The following is a 13,774-nucleotide window of genomic DNA, read 5'->3' on the forward strand; positions in this document are numbered from 1 at the left end:
GCGGGCGCCGCCGGGCGCCTCACTGCATCTCCGCCTCGAGCAGCCGGTTCGTGTCGGAGACCTTGCCGGCCAGTTCCAGGATCAGGAAGCGCTGGAAGGCGAGCGCGAGGTCCGGGCGCTCCCGCTCCATCCGGGCGAGGGCGGCGCGGTCGATGACGACCACCCGGCAGGGGCTCTCGGCGACGGCGGTGGCGGTGCGCCGACCGCCCTGGACCAGCGCGATCTCGCCGATCACCGTGCCGGCCGTCGTGGTGCGCAGGCGCAGGTTGCCGCGGCCGGGGACCTCCATCTCGATGGAGACGAGGCCCTGCTCCAGGAAGTAGAGGGCGTCGGCCGCCTCCCCCTGGCGCATCAGCGCCGCGCCCGCCGCGAGCTCGCGGACCGTCAGGTAGGGCGCGAAATCGTCCGGCCCGAACGCGCTGCCGAGCCGGTCGGCCATGTGCCGGGCGAAGACGGCGACCTCCCCCGGGCCGGCGCCGCCGGCCTCCGCCAGGAGCGTCGCCTCGGCGGCGCGCAGGGCCTCGTCCAGCGTGTCGAGGATCCGGACACGCGGGTCGGCGGTGAGCCCGTTGCGGGTGATCAGCAGCCGCGCCGCCGGATCGACGTGGACCAGCAGCACGTCGAAGCGCCGCTGCTCGGCGAGCTGGCCGACCTTGCGGAACGCGATCAGCGCCGAGCTGTCGAGCCCCACGGTCTCGCGGAAATCCAGGATCAGGACGCGCAGATCCCCGGCCTCCGCGGCGGCCCGGCGGAAGATCGCCTGCGCGTTGAGGAAGAACAGGTAGCCCTGCAGAGTGTAGATCCGGGTCCGGCCGCCGGCCGCCTCGAGCCGCGCCGCGGCGTCGGGACCGCGGATGACGCTGCTGCGCCGCTCCGCTCCGGACAGCGACCGGCGGATCGCGCCGATCTGCCCGTACTGGACCCCGAAGATCAGGATCGCCAGCAGGACGCCCACGAGGAAGCCCGTGGTGGCCCCGAAGAACGCGGTGGCGGCGCACACGACCAGCGCGATGGCGATCTCCCAGCCCGGCAGGGTCCGGCTGGCCACGCCGAGGTTGAACAGGAGCCCGATGCCGATGGCGATCAGGGCGCCGCCGGCCAGGGGGCGGGGCAGCAGCGCCAGGGGACTCGCGCCGACGATGAGGAGCGCCGCCATGACCGCGAGGGTCAGCCACCAGCCGAGCCAGTGGCCGCCGCCGATGTTGTGCAGCAGCAGCGTCGAGGTCCGGCCGAAGCCCATCGCGGAGCTGCCGAACACGCTGCCGACCAGGTTGGTGGCGCCCGAGGCGACGAACATCCGGTCGATGTCGAGATCGCGCCGGATCTCCAGCTCGACGCTCACGACGTAGAGGATCTGGATGATCACCGCCACGACGACCAGTGTGGCGATCTTCGGCCAGATCGGCAGGAGCAGGTGCGGATCGAAGGCCGTCAGGCTGCCGATGGCGGGCGGGCGCAGCAGCGTGCCCGTCGGCAGCGGCTCGATCAGCCATCCCGAGGCCTGCCCGGCGGCGACGCTGGTGCCCGTCCAGGCCAGCCCGAGATGGACCACCGCGAGGCTCGACAGGATCACCGCGGGGTAGGTCCCCCAGTGCCGGACGATCCGGGGCAGGTAGAAGGCGCAGAACCCGATGGCGAGGGTCAGGGCGATGCGCGCGAGCGCCCCGGCATCGATCCGGCCCGGATCGAGGTTCGCCGGGTCGACGGCGCGGAGCAGGGCCGCGACCGGATCGTCGACATGGCCGCCGATCTGCACGCCGCTGCGCAGGAACAGCAGCCCGACGCCGCCGAGGAAGCCGGCGAGCACCGGGTAGGGCAGGAGCTGCACCAGCAGGGAGGCCCGCAGGGTGCCGAGCAGCGCGAAGATCACGCCGGTGGCGAAGGTCGAGACGCCGCAGGCCACCAGGACGAGCTGGCCGACCGTCTCCGGATCGGTGATGCCCGCGGCCTCGAGCTGCCCGGCGACCGCCGCGGCGATCGCCGCCTGCACGATCGCGGCCGCGCCGATGAAGGACAGCGAGATCCGCGCGGTGCGGCGCAGCGCGATGAAGACGAGGCTGCCCAGCACGTAGGCCGCGAGCAGCGCCGACAGGCCGGCCGCCCGGCTCTCCGCCAGCGGCCCCGAGAAGATGAGCTGGGAGTAGCTGATGAGGTCGAGCAGCAGCACCATCACGGTGACGGCCGCGGCCGCCACGATGCGGGCCCCGCGCAGCATGGCCGCGCGGCCGCCGGCCGGGGGGGCGGTCCCGGCGGACGTCAGGTCGGTTGTCGTCATCGGCACGGTACCCGCGTCTCGAAATCCCGACGGGCGGAGCTCGCAGATCCCGGGGGAGATCCCGTGCAGTCACGCGCGCGGATCGTCGCCGAATCGCAGGACCTGATCTTGGCCACGCCAGTTCTCAACCGATGGCAGGTGTCGGCTTAAATTATCGTGCAGGCCGCTTCTGCGCGGCGTCGGCGGCCTCCGGGGCGCGGACGCCGACGCGACGGCCGCTCGGCTCTCAGCGCACCTCGCTGACGCGCTTGGTCGCCCGCTGCTCCTTCTTGTAGGCGGTGATCGCCGCCGAGCAGTTCGGGGAGAGCTTCTTGAGATTGGCCTTGAAGCAGGCCTCGACCTCCGGGCCGCCCGGCGCGTAGGCGCTGCAGAAATCCATGTAGTCGCCGGTGCAGTACTGCTTGAGGGCTTCCCGGGCCGGGGACTGCTCCGCGAAGGCCGCGGCGGGGCCGAGGCACAGACCGATGGCCAGGAGGGCCGTCTTGGTCGAAGTCATCGAAATCCTACGCTCGTCCAGGCCGCGCGAGCGCGTCGCGCGGCGATGGGCGGTGCGGATGGGCGCCAAGGATGGCATGACCATGACGCCCGGGCTGCCCGAATGCAGATCAGCCATGCCCCGTGACGGCGGGCCGCCGGTCAGTGCGCGCCGACGCGGCGGGTCGGCACGAGGTCGTTGGCGATGATCTCGCCGAACGGGCCGTCGTTGCGGGCATTGCCGGCCGGCCGGCCGGTGGTGGCGCGCAGCGGCAGCTTCGGGAAGACCAGCTCGGCGAACCGGTAGGCCTCCTCCAGGTGCGGGTAGCCCGAGAGGATGAAGCGGTCGATCCCGAGATCGATGTACTCTTTCATCCGGTCGGCGACCTGGTCGGCCGAGCCGACCAGCGCCGTCCCGGCGCCGCCGCGGACGAGGCCGACGCCGGCCCAGAGGTTCGGCGCGACCACGAGCCTGTCGCGGCTGCCGCCGTGGAGCGCCATCATGCGGCTCTGACCGACGGAATCCTGCCGCTTCAGGGTCTCCTGCGCCTTGGCGATGGTGGCGTCGTCGAGCTTCGAGATCAGCTGCTCGGCGGCCTCCCAGGCCGCGGCCTCGGTCTCGCGGGCGATGACGTGCAGGCGGATGCCGTACGAGAAGGTCTTGCCCTTCGCCTCGGCGGCCTGCCGGGCGGCGGCGATCTTCTCGGCGACCTGGGCCGGGGGCTCGCCCCAGGTCAGGTAGACGTCGCAATGCTCGGCCGCGACCGCCATGCCGGCCGCCGACGAGCCGCCGAAATAGAGCGGCGGATAGGGCTTCTGCACCGGCGGGAAGATCAGCCGGCCGTTCTCGGCGCGCAGGTGATCGCCCTGGAAGGTCACGGTCTCGCCCGCGAGCAGGCCGCGCCAGATCGTCAGGAACTCGTCGGTGACGGCGTAGCGTTCGTCGTGGGACAGGAACACGCCGTCGCCGGCGAGTTCCACCGGGTCGCCGCCGGTGACGACGTTGATCAGGAGGCGCCCGTCCGAGATCCGGTCGAGGGTCGCGGTCATGCGGGCCGCCGCGGAGGGCTCCATCAGGCCCGGCCGCACCGCCACGAGGAAGCGCAGCTGCTTGGTCAGCGGCGCCAGCGCGGAAGCGACGATCCAGGAATCCTCGCAGGAGCGCCCCGTCGGCAGCAGCACGCCGTAATAGCCGAGCTCGTCCGCCCCCTGCGCGATCTGCCGGAGATAGCTGAGCGAGACGTCCCGGGCGCCCTCCCGCGCGCCGAGATAGCGGCCGTCGCCGTGGGTCGGCAGGAACCAGAGGACGTCGGCGCGCCCGTCATTGGCTGCTGTCATCGGAATCTCCTGTGCGGCCCGTTGGCCGGATGCGGAAAAGCCGGATCCGACTGCGCGCATCCGGTGATCGTCGAGAGCTAGGGCGGGCCGCCGCGTCCGGGAAACGGCGGCCCCGCGTTCAGGCGGTCGGCTGCGATCCGAGCAGGTGATCGAGGATGCGGCCCTCGAGGCGGGCGAGGTCCGGATCCCCGCGCCGGCGCGGCCGCGGCACGTCGACCCGCAGGTCGAGGGCGATCCGGCCGGCCTCGACCACGAGGATGCGGTCGGCCAGCGCCACCGCCTCGGTGACGTCGTGCGTGACGAGGAGCGCGGTGAACCCCTGCGCCCGCCAGATCCGCTCGATCAGGTCCTGCATGCCGATCCGGGTCAGGGCGTCGAGGGCGCCCAGCGGCTCGTCGAGGGCGAGCAGGCCCGGCCGGCTCACCAGCGCCCGGGCCAGGGCCACGCGCTGGCGCTGGCCGCCCGACAGGGTGGCGGGCCACTGCCCGGCCTTGTCGGCGAGGCCGACCTCGGCGAGCGCCGCGAGCGCCCGCTCCCGGCGCTCGGCCCGGGAGCCGTGCCCCGACAGGCCGACCGCGACGTTGTCGACGACCCGCGCCCAGGGCAGCAGCCGCGGCTCCTGGAACATGATCCGCTTCGGCGGCTCGGACCGGCGCGGGGAGCGCTCCGGCCCCTCCAGGTCGATCCGCCCGCCCGTGGGCGTGTCGAGCCCGAGGATGAGGCGCAGCAGGGTGCTCTTGCCGCAGCCGGAGCGCCCGACCACCGCGGTGAACCCGCCGGCCGGCAGGAACAGGTTCAGGCCCTCGATGACGGCGGTGCCGTCGAAGCTCTTGTCCAGGTCGCGGACGGTCACGGCGATCCCGCGGGCCGGCGGCGAGGGGGACAGATCCGTGGGCAGAGCCTTTTGCCTGAGCCCCGGGGCGGGGCCGGGCGCGGGGCGCGGGTCCGTGCCCGGGTCGGGAAGCGCCTCGCGGCGGACGGCGTCGAGCAGCATCAGGCGCTCCTGTAGGCGGGGTTCCAGGCGAGGCAGGCGCGCTCGAGCTGGCGGGTCAGGGCGTCGGCGAACTTGCCGAGGGCGGCGTAGATCAGGATCGCCAGCACGACGACGTCGACCAGCATGAACTCCCGGGCCTGCATGGCCATGTAGCCGAGCCCCGACGAGGCCGAGATCGTCTCGGCGACGATCAGCGTCAGCCACATGATGCCTAAGCCGTAGCGCAGGCCCACGAAGATCGACGGCAGGGCGCCGGGCAGCACCACGCGGGTGAACAGCTCGGCGCGGGACATGCCGTAGGCCCGGCCCATCTCGACGAGGCCCGGATCCACCGAGCGGATGCCGTGCAGGGTGTTGGCGTAGATCGGGAAGAACACGCCGAGCGCCACGAGGAAGAGCTTGGCCTCCTCGCCGATGCCGAACCACAGGATCACCAGCGGGATCAGCGACAGGTGGGGCACGTTGCGCACCATCTGCACCGAGGTGTCGGTGAGCCGCTCCGACAGGCGCGACAGGCCGTTGGCGAGGCCGAGCGCGAAGCCGATGCCGCCGCCGATCACGAAGCCGGCCAGCGCCCGCAGGGTGCTGACGCCGAGATTGGTCCAGAGCTCCCCGGTCCGCCCGGCCTCCCAGCCGGCCCGGACCACGTCGAGGGGCGCCGGCATGAAGCGGTTGGAGACGAGGCCGGTCGAGACCGCGGCCTGCCAGCCGAGCAGGATGGCGGCCGGCAGCAGCCAGGGCAGCGCGGAGTCGCGCAGGCGATCGAGCTTGGAGGGGCGCATCAGCGGTTCTCCGTCCGCGTCTCGGACTTGAGGGCGTCCGCGGGCCGGGGGGGCGTCCAGACCGCGTCGGCGACCCGGACGGGCTTCGGGAGGAGCCCGAGGCGGTGGAAGCTGTCGGCGACCTTCTGCTGGTCGGCGATCGCGGCCGCGTCGAGGGGCGCGACGCCGTAGGACAGGCGGCCGAGCGCCACGGCGAGGACCGGCGCGGGGATGCCCACCGAGGGCGCCAGTTCCGCCGCCACGGCGTCGGCGTGGCCCTCGGCCCAGGCGTCGATCTCCCCGATCGCCCGCAGCACGGCCGCGACGACCGCGGGGCTGGTGTCGGTGAAGCCGCGCCGGGACAGGTAGAACTGGCGGTTGGGGGCGAGCGCGTGCCCGTCGACCCCGCGCCCGTCGACCAGGACCCGGGCGCCCGCGGCCCGCTCGGCGGCGGCCTGGAACGGGTCCCAGATCACCCAGGCATCGACGGAGCCGCGCACGAAGGCGGCGTTGGCGTCGGCCGGCGCCAGATAGGCGAGCGTCACCGCGTCGTAGGGGACGCCCGCCTGCTCCAGGGCGCGCACCAGCAGGTAGTGGACGTTCGATCCCTTATTGAGGGCGACGGTCTTGCCGCGCAGGTCGGCGACGCTGCGGATCGGGCTGTCCCTGGGCACGAGGATCGCCTCGCCCCGCGGCGCCGGCGGCTCGGCGGCCACGTAGCGCAGCTCCGGGCTCGCCGCCTGGGCGAAGATCGGCGGCGCCTCGCCGGCCGAGCCGAAATCGATCGCCCCGGCATTCAGCGCCTCCAGGAGCGGCGGCCCGGACGGGAACTCGGACCACGCCACCGCGGTGCCGAGGGGCTGGAGGGTCTTCTCCAGGGTGCCGCGGGCCTTCAGCAGCACGAGGGACCCGTATTTCTGATAGCCGATCCGGATGCTGCCGGCCGCGCGGGCGGGCCGCAGCAGCGCGGCCGCCGCGAGGCCGAGGCCGGCGGACAGGAGGCGGCGGCGGTTCGGGGCGCCGGCGGATGACAGGGACAGCGCGCGGGGCGATCGGTCGGTCATGGCTCTCTGCGATCGGTCTCAGCCGTTGCGGGCGGGGGGCGTCCAGACCGCGTCGGCGATGCGGATCGGCTTGGGGATCAGTCTCAGCGCGTGGAAGCGGTCGGCGACCCGCTGCTGCTCGGCGGCGACGCGGTCGGTCATGGGACCGATCACGTAGTCGGTCCGGTCCACCGCCCGCCGCGTCGCGGCCAGCGGCACGCCCGTGCCCTGCGACAGGAGTTCCGCCACCGCGCCGCGATTCTGCGTGCACCAGGAAGCCACCTCGCCCAGGGCGTCGATCGCCGCGGTGAGGACCGGGGCCCGGCTCTCCGCGAAGGGCCGGCTCGCCAGGAAGAAGTTGTTCTGCGGGGTGACGTCGGTGGCGCGCACCAGCACGCGCACGCCCTCCCCCTGCTCGGCGATGGCGAAGTACGGGTCCCAGATCGTCCAGGCGTCGATGCTGCCCCGGGCGAAGGCGGCCGCGGCATCCGCGGGCGCCAGCGTCACCGGCTCGATGTCGGCGTAGCGCAGGCCGGCCTTCTCCAGCGCCGCGATGGTCAGGTTGTGGGAGCTCGACGCCTTGGCGAAGGCGACGCGCTTGCCCTTGAGCTCGGCGAGGCTGCGGATCTCCGAGCCCTTCGGCAGCAGGATCCCGGCGCCGGAGCCGCCGGCCTCCTGGGCGGCCGCGTAGACGAGGTTGGAGCGCGCGGCCTGGGCGAAGATCGGCGGCGCGTCGCCGGTCTGGCCGAGATCGATCCCGTCCAGCGACAGGGCCTCCAGCAGCGGCGGCCCGAACGAGAACTCGATCCAGCGCACCGCGTATCCGAGGGGCTCCAGGCGCTTCTCGATGATCTTCTGCTGCTTGGCGACGACCAGGATGCCGTTCTTCTGGTAGCCGATCCGCAGCACGCCGGGCTCGGCCGCCCGGGCGTCCGGGGCGAGGGCCGGCGCGAGGGCCGGCGCGAGGGGCAGGGCCGCGAGGGCGGCCAGCAGGGCGCGACGGTCGAGCATCGGCCGGCTCACTCGGCGGCGGCGAGGGTGGGCGCAGCCGCGGCCGCCCGGTGCACGAGCAGCGCGGCGAGCTGTCCGCCGGCCTCGCGGGCGCGGGCGCGCACGCCGGCCTCGGTGAGTGCGCCGTCGCTGAAATCGGGATCGGAGGCGTAGACCGCGGTCGGGACTTGGAGCGCCCCGAAGAAGCCGAAGAGCGGCCGGAAGGCGTGCTCGACCACGAGGGCGTGGCGCGCGCCGCCGCCCGTGGCCACGATCGCCACGGGCTTTCCGGCGAGCGCTCCCGGATCGACCAGGTCGAACAGGTGCTTGAACAGGCCGGTATAGGCGCCCTTGTAGACCGGCGAGCCGACGACCAGCCCGTCCGCCTCCTCGATGGCCGCGAGCACGCCGCGCGCGGCCGGCGCGAGCTGGTCGCGGGTCCAGGCGGCGCCGAGACCGGTCCCGGCATCGACGAAGTCGAGGATCTCCGCGTCGAGGGAAGCCTGGGCGCCGGCCTCGCGGAGCACGGCATCCACCAGCGTGCGGGTCTTCGAGGGCCGCTGCACGTTGGCGCTCAGCCCGACGAGTCTCGGTCGTGTCATTCCGGATGCCTTGCGGTGAGACAGGATGACGGACCGCCCCGATCCCGAAGAACGGAGGTTGCGCGGCCGGACATCCGAACAGGCCGCTAGAATTGATGGCCGCGGCTGCCGCCGTCAATGAAACGGCGTTCCCAATTCTCCGATGAAGGAAAAACGTTCTCCTCGGAATCGGGCGCCCAATATGGAGTTTCATCTCGGCCGCGGCGCGGGATGCCGGCGAGATCTTGCCGCGTCGCGGGTTTCGCGCGCGGGGAGAGGGGCTTCAGTTTCCGGGCGAGCCCATCGGGAGAAGCGCGTTCTCGAAACACGGGCGGGCCTGGAACCGAATCCTCGAGCTCGAGATGCCGGGACTGCGGCCGGTGCCGGTGCGGCCGGGCGCCCCCGGACCGGCGGGCGTGCGCCTACTTGCGGACGAGGAGATGCTGCACGGTGCCGTCGTCGCCGTACTTGGTCCACATCTGCGAGCAGGTCTCCCCGGGACGCGCGCGGAACTGCGCCAGCTCCGCGTCGAGATCCTGCTGCAGGGCGACCGAGCGCTTCTTCGTGAAGAAATCGGCGTGGTTCAGGTGGTTCTCGCGCGAGAACTGGCGGAAGCGCTCCGTATCGATCCGGACGTCCGGACAGTGTCTCGCCGCCAGATCGGCCTCGATCCCCGGGCGGAGCGCGGGGATGTCCTTCTGCAAAGCCGAGCGCCGGGCCTCGGCCCAGGTGCCGAAGACCGCCCAGGCCACCACGGCCGCCACGAGAGGAACGAACTTATTCATCGCAAGACATATCGCTGTGCTGCGACATCCCAAATCTCGCACCTGCGATAAGTTCGATCAGGGCCGCGGAACGCAAGACACGTCTGTGTGAAAGCGCACACCCTGCGGCCGGCGCGGCGCCGGGTCCGGAACCCGGAGGGCCTCAGTAGGCCGGGACGACGCGCGTCTCGGGCAGCGGCGCCCGCATGGTGAAGTGCAGGCCCGCCGGCTGGAAATCGAAGGCGATCTCCGCCTGGCACTGGACCTTCAGGACGCGCTGCAGCAGCGTCGAGCCGAATCCCTTCCGCGTCGGCGCCGCCGTGGCCGGACCGCCCCGCTCGGTCCAGTCGAGGTGGAGCATGCGGGCGGCCGGCGTCTGCTCGATATCCCAGCGGATCGCGATCCGGCCCTCCGGAACCGACAGCGCGCCGTGCTTGGCCGCGTTGGTCGTCAGCTCGTGGATGGCCATGCCGGTCGGGACGGCGAGGTCGCCCATCAGGTCGATCGCGGGGCCCTCCAGCCGGATGCGCGCGCCCTCGACGTCGTTGTAGGGCCCCAGCTCGTTCATCAGCATCTCGCGCAGGGGCGCCTGCTGCCAGTAATCCTCGGTCAGGAGATTGTGGGTCTTGGCCAGCGAGATCACCCGCGCCGAGAACGACGCGTAGAACGCGTCCACGCTGGTGGCGGAGCGGGCCGAGGCCCCGAGCAGCGCCTGCACGGTCGCCAGCGTGTTCTTCACCCGGTGATGCAGCTCGCGGATCAGGAGCGCCTGCCGCTCGGTCGTGCGCTCGCGCTCCTCGAGATGGGCGCGCGCCTCGAGCTGCCGGCGCTTGGCGCGGTGGGCGGAGCGGGCCGCCATGACCAGCGTCGCCGGGTGGAACGGGCGTTCCAGCACGCTGACGTTGCCGAGCATGTCGGTCAGCTGCGCGTTGGGCTCGGCGCCCCGCAGCCGCAGGAGGATGAACGGGAAATCGGACCAGGGCGGCTGCGCGGCGATCCAGTCCGCCAGGGCCTGGCGGTTCGAGGACAGCAGCGCCTCCTCGGTGAGCACCGCGCAGGCGGCCGCGTCGAGCCGGGAGACCACGTCCGCGAGGCTGGCGCACACCCGCGTCGCGATCCGCGCCTCGCCGAGGATCGCCGCGGCGACGGCGGCGTCCCGGCCCCCCGGCGCGAAGATGAGAACCGGCAGTTCAGATTCGGTCATCTGCCGCGCGGGTCGGCAGGAGCGACGACCGCTCACCCTCGAATGTCGGAACGCCGGTCATGATCCCTCGGAACGCGCTGAGCGGTTCGCCAACGCGGATCCCGCCGGAGTCGATCCGCAATTCGCGGATCGCGTCCTCGTGGCCGCCGGTCCGCTTCTTCACGATCGAGATCGCGCGCCGCAGCCGCCCGTCGGCCTCGAAGGTGCGGAACAGCAGGATCGTGTCGCTGAGGTAGGTGAGGTCGACATTCGCGCCCATCGCCCCGATCATGCCGTGCTGGGCCAGGACGAGGAGCGAGAGCACGCCCTGCTGGTTCAGGTAGGTCAGCAGCTCGTGCATCTGCAGGAGCAGGTAATTCTCCTCCGGCATGGCGTTGTGATAGCCGGTCAGGGAGTCGATCACGACCGTCGTCACGCCCCGGTGCTCGACCGCGTTCTGGACGATGTCGGCGAGTTCGCCGGGCGAGACCTCGGCCGGGTCGATCTGCTCGACGATGAGGGATCCGGCGGCGATCGCGTCCTCGACCGGCATGGCGAGGCCGCGGGCTCTGCGCGTGAGGACGCCGGTGGTCTCGTCGAAGCTGAGGATCAGCGCCCGCTCGCCGCGGGCGATCGCCGCGGTGACGCAGGTGAGCGCCACCGTGGACTTGCCGACGCCGGACGGGCCGATCAGCATCGTGCTGGTGCCCCGGTCGAGGCCGCCGCCGAGCAGCTGGTCCAGTTCGGGGCTGCCCGTGCCGCACCGGTCGTCGGGGAAGGTGGCGAGATGCTCGGCCGCGACGAGGCGCGGGAACACCGTGAGGCCGCCGCGCCGGATGACGTAGTCGTGGAACCCGCCCCGGAACGGCGTGCCGCGCATCTTGATCACGCGCAGGCGCCGCCGCTCGCCGCCGTACAGGGGCGCGAGCTGCTCCAGCCGGACCACGGCGTGGCTGAGGCTGTGCAGGTTCAGGTCGTCCGTCTCGGCGGTGAGGTCGTCGAGGAGCAGCGCCGTGGTGTTCTGGATGAGCAGGAAGCTGCGCAGGGCGTGGACCTGCCGCCGGTAGCGCAGCGATCCCTGCGAGAGCAGTCGGATCTCCGACAGGCTGTCGAACACCACGCGCTGCGGCTTGAGCCGCTCGATCTCGGCGATCGCCATCCGGACGGTCTCGCCGAGCTCGAGGTCGGACGAGTGGACGAGGCTCTGCTGCTGCCCGGGATCGAGGCTGAGTTCCGGCGCGACGAGCTCGCAGATCTCGATGCCGTCGAGGGACCAGCCGTGGCGCTCCGCGACGTTCAGGAGCTCGCGCCGGCTCTCCGAGAGCGTGATGTACAGGCAGCGCTCGCCCCGGCGCACGCCGTCGAGGAGGAACTGCATCGCCAGCGTGGTCTTGCCGGATCCGGGCCGCCCCTCGATGAGGTGCGAGCGCTGGGACGCGTAGCCGCCGGCCAGGATGTGGTCGAGGCCGGTCACTCCGGTGGAGACCGGTGCCGCGTCGTGATCGGTCACTGCCATGTCGAGGTCTCTGCCGTCGTCCCACGGGCCCGGCCCGCCGACCGCGCGACGGAACGCGGAGCCCGGTCTCGTACACGAAGGTGCGCGCAGCGCGAAACGCCGCGCCGCCGGCACGGCGATCCGGCCCGGCGCGCACGGGCCTCGCGGCCGCGGGACGGCCCCTCCCCCGGCCGGGACCGCGGGCCCGGCGCCCGCAGGGAGCGGGCGCCGGGGTGGTCAGGGTGTCACTGGCTGCCCGGGCCCTTCGCGAGGCCGGCCAGGGTGAACAGGTCCACCGACAGCTTCGCGCCGATCACGACGGCGTCCGGGATCGGCTTCGGGCGGAACGGGAAGCGGGTCTGGTCCGGGTCGATCACGTATTGCAGGTTCGGCATCAGCCGCACCGCCGGGGTGAGCTGGATGCCGTAGCTGAGTTCCAGGATGGTCTGCAGGGACTCGACGGTCCGCGTGCCGAGGCCCAGCGACGCGCGCGCCGCCCGGATGTTGGCCGTGCCGAGCGGCGAGAGCTTCTCCATGGCGACGACGAGGCCGAGGGTGTCGTAGGGCCGGCCCGGGAAGGTGCCGGTCAGGACGGCGCCGCCCTCCAGGAAGTAGTCCTGGGTCTGCCGGCCGCCGGTGCCGCCGATCGCGACGCCGAACACCGACAGGCCCTGGACGCCGTTCGGATCCGGCCGCCAGACCATCTGGTCGAAGCGGGCGTAGACCGCCGACCGCCCGAACCGGGTCAGCGGATCGAGGCCGCTGAAGACCTGGGCGGCGCCCCGCCGGTCGAGCACGGGATCCGTGTAGTCCGACCGGTCGAACACGGCGCCGATGCTGTAGTTGCGCGGCAGCGGGTCGTTGCCGAAATTGGTCGAGTAGCCGACCTCGACCGGCACCAGGAATCCGGTGGCGCCGCGGGTCGACCAGTCGACGCCGTTCCGGGTCGGCAACTGGTCGCGCGGGTTCACCTCGTAGATGCCGGCGTGCAGGAACACCGTGTCGGTGACCCAGGCCTTGGCGTGGCCGCCCCACGTGGCGATCGGCCAGTAGGTGAAGTTCGTCAGCTTGAAGATGGACTTGGGCGCGCCGCAGGTCGCGTTGTTCTGGAAGTTGCAGTAGAGCGGCGAGGCCAGGAAGTTGGGGTTGGCGAGCAGGCGGCCGACCTCGATGTCGAGGCGGTTGTCGAGCAGCTTCTGCTCGTAGGACAGCAGCGTCAGGTGGGCGGTCTGGCCGCCGCCGTAGATCTCCTGCACGCTGCCGTTGAAGCCGATATCGTCCTGCGCCAGGCTCCGGCCGTGGCGCTGGGTCACGACCGTGTGGACCGAGCCGCCGTCGATGCCGGCGAGGCGGGCGAGATCCGCGTCGAGGCCGAACGCGATCTGGCCCGCGTAGGCCGATCCCTGCCGGATGCCGCCGGACGGGTTGGCGGCGAACTCGCCGGTGTAGTTCAGGATCATGCTGATCCCGTTGCCGAGGTCGAGGGTGCCCGGCGGCAGGCTGGGCGGCGCCGCGCTGCTGCCCTGCACGTCGAGGCTGGCCGCGGCGCTGCTGGCGCCCGAGAAGCTCCGCGCCTCCCGGATGACCCGCCGCCGGGCGCGGTTCGCCCGATAGCGGGCCTTCTGCGCCGGGCTCGCCGTCGGGCCCGGATTCACCAGGGACGGTCCCCCGTCCGGGGCCGTCGCCTCACCCTGCGCGACCGCCGGGCCCGCCGTGACCGACGCGGCGCAGATCGCGAGCGCGGCCCATCGCCGATGCTTTCCCCAACGCTGTCCCCCAAGCTTTCCCATGTGTGACTCCCCCTTAACCGCGCGGCCTTGCCTGGCTCTGTCGCGTTCGTGTCCCGCAGGGGCCCTCCCGGGCAGTCCGTGTCCGG

The 13,774-nt window shown here is 72.7% G+C and carries 12 protein-coding genes; all 12 read right to left on the reverse strand.

The genetic code is table 11. The features are described 5' to 3' along the window. Window positions 1-19 precede the first annotated feature (19 nt). Entirely contained in the window at window positions 20-2,275 is a 2,256-nt protein-coding gene (locus ACLBXO_RS18000; protein ID WP_447686220.1) for an SLC26A/SulP transporter family protein, read from the reverse strand. Window positions 2,276-2,501: 226 nt separating this feature from the next. Then, complete coding sequence (locus ACLBXO_RS18005) at window positions 2,502-2,771, reverse strand: hypothetical protein (protein ID WP_273563121.1); 270 nt, start codon at window positions 2,769-2,771, stop codon at window positions 2,502-2,504. A gap of 140 nt (window positions 2,772-2,911) precedes the next feature. Next, window positions 2,912-4,087, reverse strand: a complete 1,176-nt coding sequence (ssuD, locus tag ACLBXO_RS18010) for an FMNH2-dependent alkanesulfonate monooxygenase (RefSeq protein ID WP_331314345.1) — start codon at window positions 4,085-4,087, stop codon at window positions 2,912-2,914. Window positions 4,088-4,205: 118 nt separating this feature from the next. Next, window positions 4,206-5,081: an ABC transporter ATP-binding protein gene (locus tag ACLBXO_RS18015; RefSeq protein ID WP_447686189.1), complete on the reverse strand. Its 876-nt coding sequence runs from the start codon at window positions 5,079-5,081 to the stop codon at window positions 4,206-4,208. Next, window positions 5,081-5,863, reverse strand: coding sequence for an aliphatic sulfonate ABC transporter permease SsuC (gene ssuC, locus ACLBXO_RS18020; RefSeq protein ID WP_447686190.1), 783 nt, complete (start codon window positions 5,861-5,863; stop codon window positions 5,081-5,083). Before ssuC ends, ACLBXO_RS18015 begins: the two co-directional genes overlap by 1 nt. Then, window positions 5,863-6,906, reverse strand: a complete 1,044-nt coding sequence (locus ACLBXO_RS18025) for a sulfonate ABC transporter substrate-binding protein (protein WP_447686191.1) — start codon at window positions 6,904-6,906, stop codon at window positions 5,863-5,865. Before ACLBXO_RS18025 ends, ssuC begins: the two co-directional genes overlap by 1 nt. Window positions 6,907-6,924: 18 nt before the next feature. Beyond that, complete coding sequence (locus tag ACLBXO_RS18030) at window positions 6,925-7,896, reverse strand: aliphatic sulfonate ABC transporter substrate-binding protein (RefSeq protein ID WP_447686192.1); 972 nt, start codon at window positions 7,894-7,896, stop codon at window positions 6,925-6,927. Between the two features lie 8 nt (window positions 7,897-7,904). Continuing rightward, on the reverse strand, window positions 7,905-8,477 hold the full coding sequence (gene msuE, locus ACLBXO_RS18035; RefSeq protein WP_447686193.1) for an FMN reductase: 573 nt from the start codon (window positions 8,475-8,477) through the stop codon (window positions 7,905-7,907). A 401-nt stretch (window positions 8,478-8,878) separates the two neighbouring features. Next, entirely contained in the window at window positions 8,879-9,241 is a 363-nt protein-coding gene (locus ACLBXO_RS18040) for a hypothetical protein (RefSeq protein WP_447686194.1), read from the reverse strand. Between the two features lie 142 nt (window positions 9,242-9,383). Next, window positions 9,384-10,424, reverse strand: a complete 1,041-nt coding sequence (locus ACLBXO_RS18045) for a sensor histidine kinase (RefSeq protein WP_447686195.1) — start codon at window positions 10,422-10,424, stop codon at window positions 9,384-9,386. Beyond that, window positions 10,411-11,919 carry an ATPase domain-containing protein gene (locus ACLBXO_RS18050; RefSeq protein WP_331314333.1) on the reverse strand — a complete coding sequence of 503 codons (1,509 nt, stop codon included), beginning with the start codon at window positions 11,917-11,919 and terminating at the stop codon, window positions 10,411-10,413. Before ACLBXO_RS18050 ends, ACLBXO_RS18045 begins: the two co-directional genes overlap by 14 nt. A gap of 224 nt (window positions 11,920-12,143) precedes the next feature. Beyond that, complete coding sequence (locus ACLBXO_RS18055) at window positions 12,144-13,688, reverse strand: carbohydrate porin (protein WP_331314332.1); 1,545 nt, start codon at window positions 13,686-13,688, stop codon at window positions 12,144-12,146. Between the last annotated feature and the right edge of the window lie 86 nt (window positions 13,689-13,774).

This window comes from Methylobacterium sp. C33D, assembly GCF_053345825.1.